We start from the raw sequence: 15853 nt of genomic DNA, 5'->3' as shown, positions 1-15853 counted from the left end.
CACCCCCACCATGTACGCACACGAGGACTCCGCGCCCCCCGTGTCTCCCCGCCACGACCTCCTGGTCGTCGGCTCGGCCAACGCCGACCTGGTCATCGGCGTCGACCGCCGCCCCGGGCCGGGGGAGACGGTGCTCGGCTCCGACCTCGTCGTCCACCCCGGCGGCAAGGGCGCCAACCAGGCGGTCGCCGCCGCCCGCCTCGGCGCCCGAACGGCGCTGCTGGCCCGGGTCGGCGACGACGCCCACGGGCGGCTGCTGCGCGACTCGCAGCGGGAGGCGGGCGTCGACACCGGCGGAGTCCTCGTGGGCGGGGCGCCCACCGGCGTCGCGCTCATCACCGTCGACCCCTCGGGGGACAACAGCATCGTCGTCTCGCCCGGCGCCAACGCCCGGCTGACCCCCGAGGACATCGAGGCGGCGGGGGCACTCCTCGCGGCGGCACGCGTCGTCTCCGTACAGCTGGAGATCCCGCTGGACACCGTCGCCGCGACGGCCCGTGCCCTGCGCCCGGGCGCCCGGCTGGTCCTCAACCCCTCACCGCCCGCACCGCTCCCCGACGAGGTACTGGCCGCCTGCGATCCGCTGGTCGTCAACGAGCACGAGGCTCGCTACATCCTCGGGGAGAGCGCGGGCAGCACCCCGGAGGCCTGGGCCCGAGGGCTCACCGCCCTCGGGCCCCGTTCGGTCGTGATCACGCTGGGCGCCGAAGGGGCCCTGGTCTCCGACACCCGGGGCGCCGCCGCCGTACACGTGCCGAGCCCACGGGTCGACGCCGTGGACACGACGGGCGCGGGCGACGCGTTCACCGCGGCGCTCGCCTGGCGGCTCGGCCTCGGTGAGGACCTCGCCGAGGCGGCGGCCTTCGCCGTGCGCGTCGGCGCGGCAGCCGTCACCAAGGAGGGTGCGCAGGCGTCCTTCCCGACCGCGGAAGAGGTCGCGGCGCTGTGAAGAAGGCAGGCATCCTCAACCGTCATCTCGCCGGAGCGATGGCCGAACTGGGCCACGGCGACGGCGTCCTGGTCTGCGACGCCGGCATGCCGATCCCCCCGGGGCCCCGCGTCGTCGACCTGGCGTTCCGCGCGGGCGTCCCGTCGTTCGCCGAGGTCCTGGACGGACTGCTGGCCGAACTGGTCGTGGAAGGGGCCACCGCGGCCGAAGAGACACGGCGGACCAACCCGGAAGCCGCCCGCCTCCTGGCCTCCCGCTTCCCGGACCTCACGCTCGTGCCCCATGAGCGGCTGAAGGAACTCACCTCGTCCGCCCGGCTGGTGGTGCGGACGGGAGAGGCGCGCCCCCACGCGAACGTGCTGCTCAGGTGCGGCGTGTTCTTCTGACCGCGCCCGGCCGCCGTCACCCGCGGCGGCCGGGACCCGGCTCCCTGGCGTCGTAGTCCGTCCTGGCCCGGTCGACCTCGGGCAGCCGGTCGGCGGCCCACTCGGCGAGCGTCGCGAACAACGGTGCCAGGCTGCCGCCCAGTTCGGTGATCTCGTACTCCACCCGAGGCGGGACCTCGGCGTGGTACGTGCGCAGGACGAGCCCGTCGCGCTCCTCCTGGGCACTCCGTTGCCCGAGGAGCAGCTTCCGGCCCCTGACGTCGAAAAGCTCCTCGGCCGCCCGGCCCGTACGTTCGCGACGTGGGCGCGGCGCAACGCCGCCGCTTTCGCGTGAGCCGGGAGACGGTCCTGCCCTACGGCTTCAGCACCTCCCGGAAGGTGTACACGCCCGACGGCTCCATCCGGACCAGCGCCATCGGCTTCCCGTCCGGATTGCCGTCGGACGCGAAGGAGATGGGGCCGCTCAGGCCCGACACGGCCTCCCGCCCGCTGAGCTGGAGCAGCATCTGGAGCGTGGCGCCCGTGTTGACCTGCCCCTTGCCGTCCGGGCCCGCCGCGTTGCGTACGGCCACCCCGAGGGTCCAGAGCGCGTCGTGGCCCAGGATGATCTGGCCGTCCTGGAGTACCTGCATCGTGGTGTCGGAGGCTCCGCCGAACTCCGTCCTGTACAGGGAGAGGAAGTCCGGCAGCGGGTTGTTCGGCGCGGCGTAGACCTTGCCCGCGAGGGCGGGGTGCCCGAGCGAGGTGTAGAGGACGGTCACCCTGCTGTCCGTCCACTCCGTACGGAACTTCTCGCGCCTGGCCTCGCTCTCCAGCGAACCGTAGTACGTGCCGACCGCGTCGTCCCCGGTGACCAGAGTGACCGGGCACCGGCGGTCGGGTGCGGACATGGAGTAGATGAAGTTGCGGACGTTCACGCCGCGCCCGGCGAAGAACACCGCGTCCGGCCTCAGGTCACACACCTTGTCGGCGACGGACGAGAAGGCGTTGGACACGCCATCCACCCCGGAGAGGAACTCCAGCGGAGTGCCCTCGGTCCTCAGCCCCCGCTCGGCCGCCGCCGAGGCGAAGGCCGTCGACATCGAGGTGTTGTAGATGTCGTCCTCGTTGCGGTCGCGGATGACCGCGACCTTGAAGCCGGGATCCGCCTCCTGCCGCTTCCTGAGGTAGTTGACGGCGGCCCTGGCCTGGTCGCGGTTGGGTGCCGAGGTGCGGAAGAAGCCGGGACGGGCCGCGTCGGAGAGGCCGTCGGCGGTCACCGTCGCCCCCATCATGGGGATGCCCGCGTCACGCAGGGCGTCCACCGCGTTCCTCGTGCCGCCCCGGCTCTGGCCGAAGCCGGCGACGGCGACCAGGCGGTTGTCGTCCTTCGACAGGGCGACGAGGTCGTCGGTGAGGGTGCGCCACTGCTCGGAGCGCAGCCCGAGATTGCCGACGAGCAGACGGATCTGCGGAAGGTCGCCACGGCCGGCCCCCAGGTCGGGGTCGTTGAGCTCCCGCTGCGCGAGATAGGCGCCGATCAGCTCTCCGCGCAGCCCGTACTTGGCCTCCTCCTCGCCCTTGACCGTGGTCAGCGGCTCGACGTACGCGATCGAGACGTACTCGCTGCCGGACTTCTCGACCCGTTCGTTCTCCGCCTCGATCTTGTCCATGACCTCGGTCAGGGACGGGTCGAAGGCGAACGAGCCGTCACTGACGCCGATGCACTCCTCGCGGACGCCCTTCTTGAGGATGCCCGGAGCACACTCCACCTTGTTGTGCTGCCAGGCCTGATACGCCTCCACGCCGCCCCACACCGCGGCGGCCAGCACGACCACGCCGGCGACGACCCACGGCGCCTTCGGCCGGGGCGGACGCGGAGGGACGAACGTCTCGTCGTCGTCGAGGGCTACCACCACGGCTTCCTCTCGTAGCGCTGGGCCATACGCAGCAGCACATGGCGGTCGTGTTCGTCACCGATGGGCCTGCGGAGCGTCAGGAACTCCTCGACGATGTCGGGATACAGCTCCGCGTACGGGTCACCCAGCGGGTCTCCGTAGGGCTGCGCGGCCCCGTCGGGCCGGGGGTGCGGGGTGATCCACCCGGCCGCCAGCAGCCGGGTGATGGCCCGACGGGTGGCGTCGCCCCCGGCGACCCCGACCAGGCGTTCGTACCGGTCACGGGCCGCTTCCGGCAGCGCCCCGTCCCAGCGGCACGGCGCCCGCTGGAGCCAGGCCAGGTCCGCGCACCACTCGTCCGCGCCCGCCTCGTCGAAGCGGTCCCGCAGATAGTCGACGGCGGAACCCAGGTCGTCCAGGGCCAGATCGTGGTACGCCACCGCCCGCAGGTCGCCCCGGCCGACGGCTGCCGTCCGCAGCGCCCGGTGCGCCCCGTCCCAGGAGCCGGGGCCGCCGTCGTCCGGGGCTCCGTCGAGGCGCCGCAGCAGCAGGAAGCGCGTGAGCCGGTGCAGGGCGGGGAGCCCGCCGTCCGGCTCCGGCACGGTGCGCAGGTCGTCCGCGCAGTAGCCGACGAACTCGCGGAGCACCGGCTCCTGCCCCTCCCAGAGCGACTCGCACGTCTCCGCCCGGCCCAGGGTGACGCCGGCGGCGGCCCTGGGCATCAGCCGGGCCAGCTGCGAGGAGCAGTCCTTCAGCAGCAGGTCCAGCAGTTCCGGTGCCGCGGACAGGGAGGGCACGGGCAGGACGCTGCCGTCGGCCGGAGCGAGGCACCGGCGCACGCGGTCGTCCCAGGGCAGGCCTGCGGGCATGCGCCGGAGATTGTCGAGTACGGCTGCCGTGCCCGCGGGATGGCCCCGGGTGATCTCGTACACGATCCAGCCGAGCCACTGCACCGCGTTGTCCGTACGCGGCAGCACGGAGCCGGCCGGGAGCGTGTCCAGCACGGCCGCGGCGTGCGCCTCGACCTCACGGCGGCTGAGATCGCGCAACTGCCCCGCGGAGACCAGCGGTCCGGCGGACAGCGGCCGGAAGTGGGCCGGCTGCGGCCAGCTCTCCCGGTAGTCGGGGCGGCGCCCGCTGCCGGTCTCCGCGCGGACGAGCGTCTCGGGGCGCCTGCGGGCCGTCGTCACGACGAGGAGCGGATCCGGGCGCCCCGAACGCTCCCGTGACTCCAGCAGCAGCGTCAGGAAGGCCTCGCCGACCGCCGAGTCGACGTTGTCCAGCAGGGCGAGGCAGTGCGTGGTCCGCAGCCGGTCGGCGCGGCCCGAGGCGTACGCGCCGCGCAGGTCGGCCAGGAAGGAGTCGAGCAGCACCCGTTCGGCCTCGGCCCGCTGGGCAGGGTAGCCGTGGTACAGCCGGTTCACGCCGACGAGGAAGTCCGCCGTCGCCCCGCGCCCCGGCCCCGAAGCGGACGTGTCGGCCAGACGCCGGCGCAGCCGCACCCCCAGGCGCATGCGTATCCCGCCCTGGACGAGCGGCATCACGACCGAACTCCAGCCGGGCAGTCCGATTCCGGCAAGCTGGGCGACCCCGTCCACAATGCCTTGCAGTTCCTCGTACGAATGCTCCCGCGCACGCCCCGCCCGCAGCGCTTCCGCCATCTCGCGGACCGCCTGCTCCCGGCTGCGCGCGTCCACGGCCGTGCCGACGGCGGCGATCAGCGAGCCCAGGGCGGGAAAGCCCAGTTGGGGAATGCCGTCGTGCCGCGCGCCGAGCTGGAAGGCCAGCTCGATCAGCACGTCGATGGGCGTCCCGCCCCGCTCGCCGACGGATTCCAGGTCGACGCTCGCCAGCGGCACCCGCTGGGCCCACTGGCGCAGATGCCCGGTGAGCGCGGTCTTGCCGCTGCCCCGAGGGCCCAGCAGCATCAGCGTGGGCAGCGGGCGCAACGGCCCCTGCTGTCTGCTGAGGATCTCGGCCACGCGCCGGCGCACGGCGATGTCCCGTTCCGATCTTCCGGCTCTGTCGTCGGCCATCCAGCTCCCCCCGCCGACTGAACGATTCCCCGTTCCGAAACTCTCGAACTCACGTGTCACAGAACGTTATTCGCTCCGGCGTGCCGACGTGGTCCCTGTCGTTGGAGGCGCCCCCTGTGCGCCCCACGTGCGCCCCGAACGCGCCCCTTCGGCCGGTGTGCACTGCTACGCTCCGACGGTGACTGCCGGGTCGGCCATGGGCCACGTACGAGTGAGGCGCCCGGCTGACGCATGAGTGCGTGGCGGGCCAGAGCCCCGCCCGCCCTGTCGTGCACCTCCCGCAGGCGCCCCCGTAGGGCGCCCCGTCCCAGCGGAACCCACGACACGGAGATACGTCAGTCATGCCGCACACACAGCACCCGGACGTGCAGGAGACCCCGCAAGGGGTCGAGGCCGTCCAACTGGACCACCACGCCGTCTACGCCGGCGACCGCAGCCTGTCCGCGGAGTTCATCGCCACCGTCCTGGGCCTGGAGGTGGGCCCGCCGTTCGGGCCGTTCCTGCCGGTCGACCTCGGGAACGGCGTGACCCTGGACTACTACGAGCTGCGGGACGAGCCCGTGCAGCCGCAGCACTACGCCTTCCTCGTCCCCGACGCGCAGTTCGACACCATGATCGCCAGGCTTGTCGCTCTGGGGGTCACCTACTACGCGGATCCCCGGCACGGCGAACCGGGGCGGATCAACCGGCTCTTCGGGGGCCGGGGGGCCTACTTCAAGGACCCCGACGGCCACAACATGGAGATCATGACGCGGCCGTACGCCCGGCCTCGCTGAGCGCCTCGCCTCAGCCCCGAGAGGGCGAATCCTCGGCGAGGCCGTCCGTCAAGCCGTCCACCAGTGCGGCCAGCGCCGAGGCGAGCGCGTCGAGCCCCGGCCCCGCGGGGCCGCCGGGCTCGGTCATGTAGAGGTCGCGCCGGATCTCGATCATCAGCGCGCTGACCCGCCTGTCCTTGCCGTAGTGCTTCAACGGCACGTACGTACCGGGGAACGGGCTGTTCAGCCCCGTGCCACCGAATCCGGCGAACGCCGCCTCCGCCCGGGCCACGAGCCCGGGCGGGGTGTGGAAGCCGTCGGTGCCGAGGCAGACCGGCGGACGAGGCCCGGTGCCGTGCAGTTCGTACGGGAGCGCTGCGGCCGGGTACGAGTGGACGTCGATGACGACCGCCCGCCCGGTGGCGGCCAGCCGTTCGTCGACCGCCGTGGTCATCGCCCGGGCGTACGGGTGGAAGTAGCGGTCGAGCAGCGGCCCGGGGTCCTCCCCGGGTGCGCGGAGCGGCTCGCGGTGGGTGGTGCGGGTGTACACCGCGCCCATACCCACCGCCAGCATCTCCTCCCGGTCGTCGGGAAACCGTTCGGGATCGACGACCAGCCGCGACAGTCCGTTGACGAACCGCCATGGAGTCACCGTCGCCGCCTCACAGGCCCTCGCGGCCAGTTCGGCGGTGTGGGCGTCGGTGATGTGGTCGAGCTCGATCGCGAGCGCGGCGTCGTCGAGCACGAGGGTGTCGCGCACCTGTTCCGGGACGACCCGGGAGGAGTGGGGAACATGCAGCAGCACCGGCGACTCGGCTGCGCCGGGCACCAGCTGGAACGGGCGGGGCCGGGAAAGAAGGGGGTCGGGGCTCATGCGGCAGTCCTCGTACGTGCGCCGGGGCGGAAGGGGATCTGGTGTTCGCCGGCCACGCTCAGCCGACCGCGCCCAGGCCGCCCGAGGCGAGCCGGTCGTTGAGGTCATGGGCCAGGGAGGAGCCGAGAGACCGGGCCCTGGACAGATGACGCTCGAACGAAGTGATCCGGCGGAACGTTTCGCTGTACGGCACCTGGTCCTCCAGCGGGAGCTGGAGGACGGAAAGACGCCGCACGTCCACACGGGCGGAACTCGACGCGTGGGTCCCGGCATGGCGGCCGTTCGCCGGGGCCCGGAGGCAGCCGGCAAGAAAGTGGGCGTCCAGCTTTCCGGGCTCCACGCGCAGGGCGAAGAGCTGGGCCCCCAGGGCGACCGGCGGCCCCTGATGCACCCAGGCGTCGAACGCCCTGACCACACCCGCCACGATCACGTCGCCCTCCTCGGCGACCGCCGGATGGGCGTCGCGGGACAGCCAGGCGCTGGGCGAACCGTCCAGCAGGAGGTCGGGCACGGTGAGGAGCGGAACCGACTCCTCCCGGGGGTCCCGGAAGACTTCCTCCGACTCCGTGGGATGCGCACCCGGTCGCAAGCTGACGGCACCCGCCCTGACCAGCTCGCCGACCGTCACCGTGGAGTGGCGGCGTCCCTGGGCGGGACTCGCGGCGTCCAGCGGGGCGAGAGCCGCGCCCAGTTCACGCAGTGACGAGAAGACGCCGTCCAGTTCGTTCCAGCGCGCGGCCGACTCCCTCCCGAGGACCTCGGGACTCGCGGCCACGTACCGGCCGGGCGTCACATCGACGTCGTCGTCCAGCAGGTCCAGCAGCGGAACACGGACCGCTCCGTGCGGGAGAGCGGCTTCCGGCCGGTCCAGGCCCTCCAGCGCGGACAGCGTCAGGTCCTCGGTCGCCTTCCAGTCCGGCCCCCGGCCGCCGGGCCGCGCGTGCCGCGAACCGTCGACCAGCAGGACGTCGGCGGCGCCACGGCCCTTGCCGGCCTCCGGCGCACGCAGAACCCAGAGCTGCAGCGACACGCTGTGGGGCTGCGCACAGCCCTGCGGCAGAGCCACCACGGCGCGCAGAAGGCCGTTACGGAGCAGGGAACCGCGGATGCGCCGGCCCGCACGCCGCGAGGCCACGGCGGGCGGAAGGACCACGACGGCGGCGCCGCCCGGCCGCAGCCGGGCCAGCAGGTGCTGCACCCACGCGAGTTCGGGTTCCGTCCGGGGCGGGAGCCCGTGCACCCACCGGGGGTCGGTCGCCAGCTCCTCGTAACCCCAGTCGCGCTCGTTGAACGGGGGGTTGCACAGAGCGATGTCGGCTCTCAGGTCCGCATACGGGTCGGCGCGCAGCGAGTCGCCGGTCGCGATGTCCGCCCGTACGTCCCGGTCGTCCCCGGTGAACGCCAGGCGCGCACCGCCCAGCGCCGCCAGTGTCGCGTCGGCCTCGCAGCCCAGAAACTCGTACCGTCCGCCGCCCCCCGCCGACGCGGCTGCCGAGAGGAGACGCGCCGAGCCGCACGCGGGGTCGAAGACCGTCAGGGCGTCGTCCTGTCCCGTCGCCGCGCGGGCTCGCAACGCGATACGCGCCATCAGCGAGGCGAGCCGGGGCGGAGTCGCACTGATCTGGCGCACATGGGCGTCGAGCCAGCGCTGCAGCAGGAAGTCGAAGGTCTCGAAGGCACCTTCACGTCTGCCGATCTCCGCCGTCTCGGCCACCAGGGCACGGGCCTGCGCGGAGAGGAGCGGAGCGCCGGGCCGCTGAGCCGCACCGCGCATACGGTGCCCCGCCTCGGCGATGGCCAGGCCCGACTCGTCCCGGCCGGCCAGCGTCTCGAACCGTGGCCACAGCAGCTCGCGCCCCCCGGCCTCCTTCAGCTTGCCGTTCTCCCTGAGCCACTGCTCCACCTCGGCCAGGGCGAACTGCGGTTTGACGTCGCTGCCGCCTACCCGGGCGGGGAAGGAGTCGTGACGCCGCCGCCAGTTGCTCACCGCCGCCCGGCCGACTCCGGCGATCCGTGCGATCTCGGCCAGACTGACCGGCACGGGGTCGGGGGGCGTCATCGGAATCTCCACGGTGCTGGAAGGCATGACAAGGAAAGCCACTCTGGGTGGCACGCTACTACGCCGTTGACTTGGTTCACAGTGCGATGTGGGCGTGCGCGGCAGATCGAGGGGTGCCCGGAGGGGCTCCGGGCGCCCTCCGGCTCTTCCCCGGGCGGCAGTTCCGTCGTGCTGTCGAGGCCCCGTACCTAGCGGACGGCCGACGTCACGAACGCCTCCCACCCACCGTGCCCGACCCGCAGCACCGGACCGTCGCCGCCGGCCTTCGAGTCCCGCACGAACACGGCGCCGGGGCCGGCCGCGACCTCCACGCAGTCGCCGCCGTCCGATCCGCTGTAGCTGCTCTTGCACCAGTGCAACGTGTCCTGGTCCAGGCTTGTCTGCTCCACGCTCATGTCTCTCCCACCAGCCGTTCGATGAGCCGCGCAGACTCCTCGACGTTCAGGGCCTGCGATCGCAGCTTGCCATATCGCAGTCCGAAGGAGCTGACGTCGCCAGGATCGTGGACGACGCACCCGACGCCCTGTGACTCGAAGTATCCGAGCTGCCTGAGATCTTTCGATTCAGCGACGACGAACGGCCCGTTCTTGCCCGGGTGAAACCCGCGACCGGCCGGCATGATCTGAACTGCCACGTTCCGCATGGCACTCGCTTCGAGGAGTCGCAGCCACTGCGCCCGCATCACGTCCGGCCCGCCCACGGGGTCACGCAACGCCTCTTCGCTCACGATGAACGACAGCTCCGCCAACGGCACCCGCGTCAGCAGCTTCTGCCTGCTCAGCCGTGCCTCCGTGTGCTGGTCGACGGTCTCCTCGCTCAGCGGTGGGCAGTGGCCCGCGAACACCGCCCGCGCGTACGCCTCCGTCTGCAACAGGCCCGGCACCAGCAGAGGATCGTACGAGAAGCGGCTCACCACCTCGGCCTCGATGAGCGCGAAGTTGCGGAAGAACTGTGGCAGCTTCGCCCGGTCCACGTCGTCCTGGAGCACAGCCAGGACCCCTGCCGCGTCCAGCACCCGGTCGGCCGCCTCGGTGAAAGCCTCCTTCGCTGGGCGTCGGCCCTGCTCGACGGAGGCGACCTGTTCCAGCGAGTAGCCGATGGCCTCCCCGAGACTCTGCTGGTTCAACCCGGCCCGCCGGCGCAGGTGCTGGAGGAGTTTGCCGTACGCCACCCACACGCCGGGCAGATCACCGTCCTCCTTGGCCCTCGCCTTGGTCGCGCGCCCGTTCCCGGGGTCCCGCATAGCCGCCACGCCCCTCTCCGCCACCGCTCCTCCTCCACACGCCCCGCACCGATTCCCGATTCGCCGCTTCGGGGTGAGGTTCAACGGGAGGGTCGTTTCCCGGGACACGGCTGCCACTCGTACAGCCCCCGTACAAGGCCCGTACAAAGCGGTCGGAGTGTGGAGGGCATCAGCCGTACCGCGCCTCGTCGTACGGGCACCGTGCCTGGTGGGGGCGGTGCGCGCCTCCCACGATGGCACCCGTGAAGCAACAGCGAGACAGACGCGAGAGCTCATTGCCCGACGCCTGGTTCAGCCTCCGGCTCAGCAGCACACCACGAGGTGCGCGGCTCGCGCGGACGCTGGCCGTGCAGCAGCTGGCCGAATGGTGCGGCGTCGCCTACGACACGGACGCGGTACGGGCGGTCGCCCTCGTCACGGCGGAGCTCGCGTCCAACGCGATCACGCACGGCCGCCTGCCGGGGCGCGACTTCCGCATGACGCTGCGGCTCCTCGAGCGAAGCGTCCGCATCGAGGTCACGGACACGCGTCCAGAACGCCTGCCACCCACTGCACCTGCCGCACCACGGTGTACGGAGGCCGATGCGGGACGAGGGCTGCTGCTCGTCGAGGCGTATGCGGACCGCTGGGGCTGCTCCGCTCCCGACGCCTGGACGAAGACCGTCTGGGCGGAGGTGCTGCTGAGCTGAGATCCACCACTCGTGCGCGGCGGGCGACAGCGGGGTGGCGCGAGGGAGGGGCATGCACGGCCGCGCGGGCCGACGGGTCGTCTCCGACCGGCCGGCCCGCGCGTACAGGGTGAATCAGCCGGCCCAGACCTCGGCGTCGTCGGCCGGAACGGTGGTGGCGAGCTTGAGCTCCTTGCGCGCACCGACCGTCTTGTTCGGGTCGATGCCGGTGAAGGCCACGTCGTACGCGATGTAGAAGGCGTCCGTGTCAGCGGCCGATGCGGCGTCCTTCCACGAACCGGCGGTCTTCTCCAGCTGCTCGGTGAGCTTGACGGTCTCCGGCTGGACGATGCCCTTCAGGTTCGCGAGGTGGGCGTCGAGCGCCGTGGAGACGGCCTTGGCCTGCTTCTTGTACCCGTCCAGGTCGTCCTCGATCTGCTCCGCCTCCGGCTGGTTCGCCCACAGCGCTTCGTAGACGGCGTTCGCGCCCTTCAGGTACGCGAGCTGGTCCGCGTTCAGGGACTCGTTCTTCAGGGAGTCGGTGAACGTGCCGGTCTCCTTCGCGTACGTGCAGCTCACGGACCGGTCGCCGGTCGCCCAGCTCTCGGCCGTCGGGTAGTAGTAGAAGAGCTCGACACCCTCCGGAACCGCCCAGGTGTCGGAGATGAACTTCAGCGACTCGGCCGGGCACCGCTCGTCGGCGATCTTCGACGCGCCCTCGTCGCCCGGGTACTTCGACTCGCCCTCGATCGAGAACTCGCCGACGACCTGGCCCTCGTGGGCTTCCTTGCAGGGAACGATCTCGACGCTGAACTCCTCGCTCTCGGTCGCCCCGCTGTTCGGGTTGTAGCAGTCGCCGGGCGTGAGCGAGAAGACCGAGCGCTGACGGACGACCTTCTTGGCGCCGGCAGTGGCGCTGTCGATGGCGTCGGAGCAGCCCACCGCACCGATGGCGAGAAGGGCTACGGCGGCGGATATGCCGCGTGCGGAGCGAGACGTGACACCGAGAAACATGGCTGGGGCATCCTCAAACAACGGAAGATCTGTGAACAGGTGTGCGCATCGTATGGCATGGATGCGACGTTGCTGTGTTCAGGTCATGTCCGGAGGTCAGTGCGGGGATGTGCGCCAGTTCCTCGGCACCGGCGCTGACCAGCCAGAAGGTGGATGAGGTCTGGCGTGAAAAATTCTTGTGAACTCAGTCAATGACTGACATCCTTGGGTGAGTGACGGCGTCGGGGGGCGCGTAGTTCGTGACGGCCTCCCTGGGGGGAGGGTGTTCCGCATGGTTGCTTCGCGTCGCTGTTCGGCGCAGGCGGAGTCGAGAGGGCTCGGCCACCACCCTCCAACTCGGCGCGTACGCCATTCTTCTGACAGGCCTTCGACGAGCTGGGCGCGTACGCCCGCTGCGGCGTCGGGCCGGACCACGCCACCGGGGAGGGACAGCCGATGAGGACTGCCGCACGCAACCGGATCATCGCCGACGAGCAGAGGGCCGTCGACCGGGCCTACGACTGCTACACCGCACGCCTCGCCGAGATGACCGGTGCGGCGGCAGCCGGTGCGTCGGCCAGCGGCAAGGACGGCATCGCCAACAAGCTCGACACGGAGAAGAAGGCCGAGGCCTACGGCGGACTCGGCGACGAAGCCCTCGTCTTCGCCCGTGTCGACGCCCCGGAGGACCCGGGCGGAGCGCCCCGGCCCTGGTACGTGGGGCGGCGCCCCGTCTCCGACGTCGAGACCCGCGACACCGTGGTCGTGGTGTGGACCAGCCCGCTGGCCACGAAGTGGTTCGAGGCGCAGCCGCACACACCGGGCGACATCGTGCTGCGCAGACAACTGCGGTGTGTCCGGCAGATCGTCGACGACTACTTCGACGAGATCGCGCCGCCGGTGGCCGCAACCGCCGACGGCCCGGCGCTCGAAGCCGTCCCCGTACCCAGGCCGGCGGGAGACGACGCGATCACCTCGCATCCCGCTCCGGCCGGGGCGGACACGGTCGCGGCTCCCACCGCCCCCGGGGCGGACACGGACGCGGATCCCGCCGCCCCGGGGGCGGTCCGGCCCGAGCCCTCCGAGACCGGGGAGACCTCCCGGCCCTACACACCGGCCGATCTCGCCCGGCGCCGGCGCCGCAAGCCCTTCCAGCCGGACGACTTCCTGCTGAGGGAACTCCAGCGCTCCCGCGGCGGACGCATGCGCGACATCGTGGAGACGATCCGCCGTGACCAGATGGACCTGGTCACGGGTTCCCCCTCCGACATCCTCGTCGTGCAGGGCGGCCCGGGCACGGGCAAGTCGGCCGTCGGTCTGCACCGCGTGACCTGGCTCGTCAACAACGAGCACTTCAAGGCGCAGGACATCCTCGTCATCGGCCCGCACCAGCGGTTCCTCGACTACGTCGGGCAGGTGCTGCCCACCCTCGGAACCCGGGACGTCAACGCCGTACAACTGTCGCGCCTCTGGGACGGGGACGTCCTCGGCACCGACACACCCCAGGCCCGGCTCGCGAAGTCCGACGAGCGCATGGCCGCCGTGCTGCGCAACCGCGTGGAGCACGAATGCCGTCCCGAAGCCCTCGACAACCTGCTCACCGCACCCTCCTTCGCGGGCGACGAACCGGCCTTCACCGTCACCGCGGGCAGCACGACCCTGCGCGTGCCCCGCTCGGAGATCCACACCCTCCTCGACGAGGTGCGCGGAGGCGAAGGGGCCTACCGCGAGCGCCGTGACCGCTTCCGCGCCCTTCTCGTCGACCGTCTCCTGCGGGAACTCGCGGCTCTGGCCCCGCGGCGCGGGGCGGACGGCACGATCCGCCGCAGCCTGGAGCGCAACCGCCAGGTGGAGCGCCTCCTCGACCGCACCTGGCCCTCGCCGGGCGCGCGCGAAAGCCTGCGCAGCCTCTACGACTCGGCCGAGCTCCTGCGCGCCTGCGCCGACGGTGTGCTCGACGAGGAGGAGCAGTCCGCGCTGCTGCGCACGCGGTCCGACAAGGCCGAGGACGAGCCCTGGACCCTGGACGACCGGGTCTGCCTGGAGGAGCTCCGCCACCTCATCGCCGGGGAGACACCCAGGCGGTACGGCCACATCGTCGCCGACGAGGCGCAGGACCTCACCCCCATGCAGGCCCGCGCCCTGCGCCGACGCGTCGCGCGGGGCGGCTCCATGACGGTCCTCGGCGACCTCGCCCAGGCCACCGGCCCGTATCCGTACGCGGCGTGGGACCGGCTGGGCGCCCTCCTCTCCGACCACGGGGACTGGCGCGTCGCGGAGCTGACCACGAGCTACCGGGTGCCCGCCGAGATCATGGAGTTCGTCGCTCCGCTGGCCCGCGCGGTGGCCCCCTCGCTGCCCTATCCGCAGGCCGTGCGCGAGGCAGGGCCCGGTGCCGTGCGGACCGTGGAGACCGAGCCGTGGAAGCTGCTCGGGGAAACCGCGGCCCGTGCCGTGCGGCTCGTCGGCACCGACGACGGCCGCACCCTGCGGTCCGTCGCCGTCATCGTTCCGGACGACTCCGGCTGGCTCGACGAGATCAGCCGCCGGCTCGACGAGGCCGACGGCATCACACCGCAGGAGCGAGAAGCCGTGTCCGTGCTGGCAGCAGGGCAGGCCAAGGGCATGGAGTACGACCACGTCCTCGTCGTGGAGCCCGCCACCATCGCCGACCGGGGCCCCTCCGGCCTGCGCCAGCTCTACATCGCGCTGACCCGCAGCACCCAGAGCCTGACCGTCCTGCACACCGCGCCCCTCCCGGAGGCCCTGACGCACACCACCACCGACGCCCCTCTGCCGCCGGCGCAGGCGGCCGGGCACGCGGCAGCACCGCTCGTGGAGGAGGACGTGCCGGAGATCGGTACGGACATCAGGATCCGGGTGATCGGCCACACCACAGGGGGCAACTACCGTGTCGAAGCCGTCGAACCCGCCACGACCCGCCCGCTGCTCATGGCCGTACGCCACGGCTCCACGCCCCCGGCTGCCGGGACCGAGCTGAACGCCTGGGTCCTGCGCCACGCCTCCAGCGTCAGCTTCGTCACGGTCGACGAACGCGGGCGCCGCCCCATCTCACCCGCGATGGCCAGGCGTTACGCGGACGCGCTCGGCGTCGTCGGGGAACTGGCCGCCGGACGCGCCCCGGACGACGCCCGGGCCCGGCTGTCCGAGCTCAAGGGCATGGCCAACCGCTGCCTGCGCCTCGACCAGCAGGACTGGCTGGACGTCTGGCGAGTCCTCGGGTCACCCGACCGGGCCCGGCTGACCGCCCTGCGGGACCTGGCGACCGACACCAACCGGTCCGCGGCCTCCGGCGCCGTGGACCCGGCCCGCTTCAAGGCCGCGCTGGAGCGCAGCGGCTGGGAGGCGGATCTGGCCGAGGCCCTGCGCACGATCGAGCGGCGCATCGCCGCAGCACCGGAGGACGAGCGGGACCGTGCCGCTCCTGAGCCCCCGCCCGCCCCTGCCCCCCTGCCGGCCGCACGGCCCGCGGAACACGCGGCGCCCGCGCCGCACGAGCCGAAGGAAGCCGAACCCGTGACCACCACCGCTGTCCCCGACGCACCGGAAGCGACGGACGCGAGCACGCACCTCCTGCGCCTCCTGCGGGAGTCGGCCGCTTCGGACCGCACGTGCAAGACGCACGAGGCCGTGCGCTTCGAGCTGATGGCCGCGCTCCTGCGCGCGGACCGGCAGCCCTCGCCGGAATCCCCGGTCGTCGACGTCGCGTGCGTCACGGAGCAGGGGCACCTCCTGTACGAGGTGCTCGGAGCCGGACTCTCGGCGTATGCCGACCTCCGCTCGGGCGCGGCCCGCCTCCACGAGATCAACCACACCCTGCCCAAACCCGCCGACCGGCTCTGTCTCGTCCTCGCCGGCCCGCCGGCCGACGACTGGGCGGCCGACACCGTGCACGACGTCTTCGGCGTCCATGTGCTGTGGCGCACCCCGACCGGCTGGGCCGGGCGGGGAGCCGAAGCCGCCCTGGGCGCGGGACACGTGTGAGGAGGTGG

At 72.4% G+C, this 15853-nt stretch carries 13 protein-coding genes and 1 pseudogene; 6 read left to right on the top strand and 8 right to left on the bottom strand.

Annotated features, from left to right (window positions below; all coding sequences use genetic code 11):
• Window positions 1-10 precede the first annotated feature (10 nt).
• Both ACFYQ6_RS23570 and rbsD read left to right on the top strand, forming a co-directional pair.
• Window positions 11-949, top strand: coding sequence for a ribokinase (locus tag ACFYQ6_RS23570; RefSeq protein WP_361577724.1), 939 nt, complete (start codon window positions 11-13; stop codon window positions 947-949).
• On the top strand, window positions 946-1335 hold the full coding sequence (rbsD, locus tag ACFYQ6_RS23565) for a D-ribose pyranase (RefSeq protein ID WP_361577727.1): 390 nt from the start codon (window positions 946-948) through the stop codon (window positions 1333-1335). The genes ACFYQ6_RS23570 and rbsD overlap by 4 nt, the downstream gene beginning before the upstream one ends.
• Before the next feature lie 16 nt (window positions 1336-1351).
• On the opposite strand, the pseudogene ACFYQ6_RS23560 reads toward rbsD, so the two are convergent.
• Window positions 1352-1576, bottom strand: a pseudogene (locus tag ACFYQ6_RS23560) (winged helix-turn-helix transcriptional regulator); the annotation flags it as partial.
• Between ACFYQ6_RS23560 and ACFYQ6_RS23555 the strand changes: the two are divergent.
• Entirely contained in the window at window positions 1517-1669 is a 153-nt protein-coding gene (locus ACFYQ6_RS23555; RefSeq protein ID WP_388764740.1) for a hypothetical protein, read from the top strand. The pseudogene ACFYQ6_RS23560 and the gene ACFYQ6_RS23555 overlap by 60 nt on opposite strands.
• A gap of 19 nt (window positions 1670-1688) precedes the next feature.
• On the opposite strand, the gene ACFYQ6_RS23550 is transcribed toward ACFYQ6_RS23555, so the two are convergent.
• Both ACFYQ6_RS23550 and ACFYQ6_RS23545 read right to left on the bottom strand, forming a co-directional pair.
• On the bottom strand, window positions 1689-3233 hold the full coding sequence (locus tag ACFYQ6_RS23550; protein ID WP_361577733.1) for an ABC transporter substrate-binding protein: 1545 nt from the start codon (window positions 3231-3233) through the stop codon (window positions 1689-1691).
• Window positions 3224-5248 carry an ATP-binding protein gene (locus ACFYQ6_RS23545; protein WP_388764738.1) on the bottom strand — a complete coding sequence of 675 codons (2025 nt, stop codon included), beginning with the start codon at window positions 5246-5248 and terminating at the stop codon, window positions 3224-3226. The genes ACFYQ6_RS23550 and ACFYQ6_RS23545 overlap by 10 nt, the downstream gene beginning before the upstream one ends.
• Before the next feature lie 341 nt (window positions 5249-5589).
• Between ACFYQ6_RS23545 and ACFYQ6_RS23540 the strand changes: the two genes are divergently transcribed.
• On the top strand, window positions 5590-6024 hold the full coding sequence (locus ACFYQ6_RS23540) for a VOC family protein (RefSeq protein WP_361577739.1): 435 nt from the start codon (window positions 5590-5592) through the stop codon (window positions 6022-6024).
• A 10-nt stretch (window positions 6025-6034) separates the two neighbouring features.
• On the opposite strand, the gene ACFYQ6_RS23535 is transcribed toward ACFYQ6_RS23540, so the two are convergent.
• The 4 genes from ACFYQ6_RS23535 to ACFYQ6_RS23520 all read right to left on the bottom strand — a co-directional run bounded on the left by ACFYQ6_RS23535 (window position 6035) and on the right by ACFYQ6_RS23520 (window position 10179).
• Complete coding sequence (locus ACFYQ6_RS23535; protein ID WP_388764735.1) at window positions 6035-6877, bottom strand: N-formylglutamate amidohydrolase; 843 nt, start codon at window positions 6875-6877, stop codon at window positions 6035-6037.
• Between the two features lie 58 nt (window positions 6878-6935).
• A complete protein-coding gene (locus ACFYQ6_RS23530) occupies window positions 6936-8936 on the bottom strand; it encodes an N-6 DNA methylase (RefSeq protein ID WP_388764901.1) in 2001 nt (666 codons plus the stop codon).
• A 188-nt stretch (window positions 8937-9124) separates the two neighbouring features.
• Entirely contained in the window at window positions 9125-9331 is a 207-nt protein-coding gene (locus ACFYQ6_RS23525; RefSeq protein ID WP_388764734.1) for a DUF397 domain-containing protein, read from the bottom strand.
• Window positions 9328-10179: a helix-turn-helix domain-containing protein gene (locus ACFYQ6_RS23520; RefSeq protein ID WP_388764898.1), complete on the bottom strand. Its 852-nt coding sequence runs from the start codon at window positions 10177-10179 to the stop codon at window positions 9328-9330. Before ACFYQ6_RS23520 ends, ACFYQ6_RS23525 begins: the two co-directional genes overlap by 4 nt.
• 233 nt (window positions 10180-10412) lie before the next feature.
• On the opposite strand from ACFYQ6_RS23520, the gene ACFYQ6_RS23515 reads away from it, so the two are divergent.
• Window positions 10413-10868 carry an ATP-binding protein gene (locus tag ACFYQ6_RS23515; protein ID WP_388764732.1) on the top strand — a complete coding sequence of 152 codons (456 nt, stop codon included), beginning with the start codon at window positions 10413-10415 and terminating at the stop codon, window positions 10866-10868.
• A gap of 114 nt (window positions 10869-10982) precedes the next feature.
• On the opposite strand, the gene ACFYQ6_RS23510 is transcribed toward ACFYQ6_RS23515, so the two are convergent.
• Window positions 10983-11861, bottom strand: a complete 879-nt coding sequence (locus ACFYQ6_RS23510; protein WP_388764730.1) for a septum formation family protein — start codon at window positions 11859-11861, stop codon at window positions 10983-10985.
• Window positions 11862-12296: 435 nt separating this feature from the next.
• Here ACFYQ6_RS23510 and ACFYQ6_RS23505 point away from each other — a divergent pair, with 435 nt between their 5' ends.
• Window positions 12297-15845: an AAA family ATPase gene (locus ACFYQ6_RS23505; RefSeq protein WP_361577757.1), complete on the top strand. Its 3549-nt coding sequence runs from the start codon at window positions 12297-12299 to the stop codon at window positions 15843-15845.
• Window positions 15846-15853: the final 8 nt, after the last annotated feature.

The organism is Streptomyces sp. NPDC005494, assembly GCF_042872025.1.
Classification (GTDB): domain Bacteria; phylum Actinomycetota; class Actinomycetes; order Streptomycetales; family Streptomycetaceae; genus Streptomyces.
This window is presented reverse-complemented; position numbering and strand designations above follow the sequence as displayed.

Excerpts from the sequence above, each read along its gene's own strand:
- ACFYQ6_RS23535 (WP_388764735.1), bottom strand. The coding sequence starts at position 6,877 with ATGAGCCCCGACCCCCTTCTTTCCCGGCCCCGCCCGTTCCAGCTGGTG.
- ACFYQ6_RS23530 (WP_388764901.1), bottom strand. The coding sequence starts at position 8,936 with ATGACGCCCCCCGACCCCGTGCCGGTCAGTCTGGCCGAGATCGCACGG.
- ACFYQ6_RS23525 (WP_388764734.1), bottom strand. The coding sequence starts at position 9,331 with ATGAGCGTGGAGCAGACAAGCCTGGACCAGGACACGTTGCACTGGTGC.
- ACFYQ6_RS23570 (WP_361577724.1), top strand. The coding sequence starts at position 11 with ATGTACGCACACGAGGACTCCGCGCCCCCCGTGTCTCCCCGCCACGAC.
- ACFYQ6_RS23520 (WP_388764898.1), bottom strand. The coding sequence starts at position 10,179 with ATGCGGGACCCCGGGAACGGGCGCGCGACCAAGGCGAGGGCCAAGGAG.
- ACFYQ6_RS23510 (WP_388764730.1), bottom strand. The coding sequence starts at position 11,861 with ATGTTTCTCGGTGTCACGTCTCGCTCCGCACGCGGCATATCCGCCGCC.
- ACFYQ6_RS23515 (WP_388764732.1), top strand. The coding sequence starts at position 10,413 with ATGGCACCCGTGAAGCAACAGCGAGACAGACGCGAGAGCTCATTGCCC.
- ACFYQ6_RS23540 (WP_361577739.1), top strand. The coding sequence starts at position 5,590 with ATGCCGCACACACAGCACCCGGACGTGCAGGAGACCCCGCAAGGGGTC.
- ACFYQ6_RS23545 (WP_388764738.1), bottom strand. The coding sequence starts at position 5,248 with ATGGCCGACGACAGAGCCGGAAGATCGGAACGGGACATCGCCGTGCGC.
- ACFYQ6_RS23505 (WP_361577757.1), top strand. The coding sequence starts at position 12,297 with ATGAGGACTGCCGCACGCAACCGGATCATCGCCGACGAGCAGAGGGCC.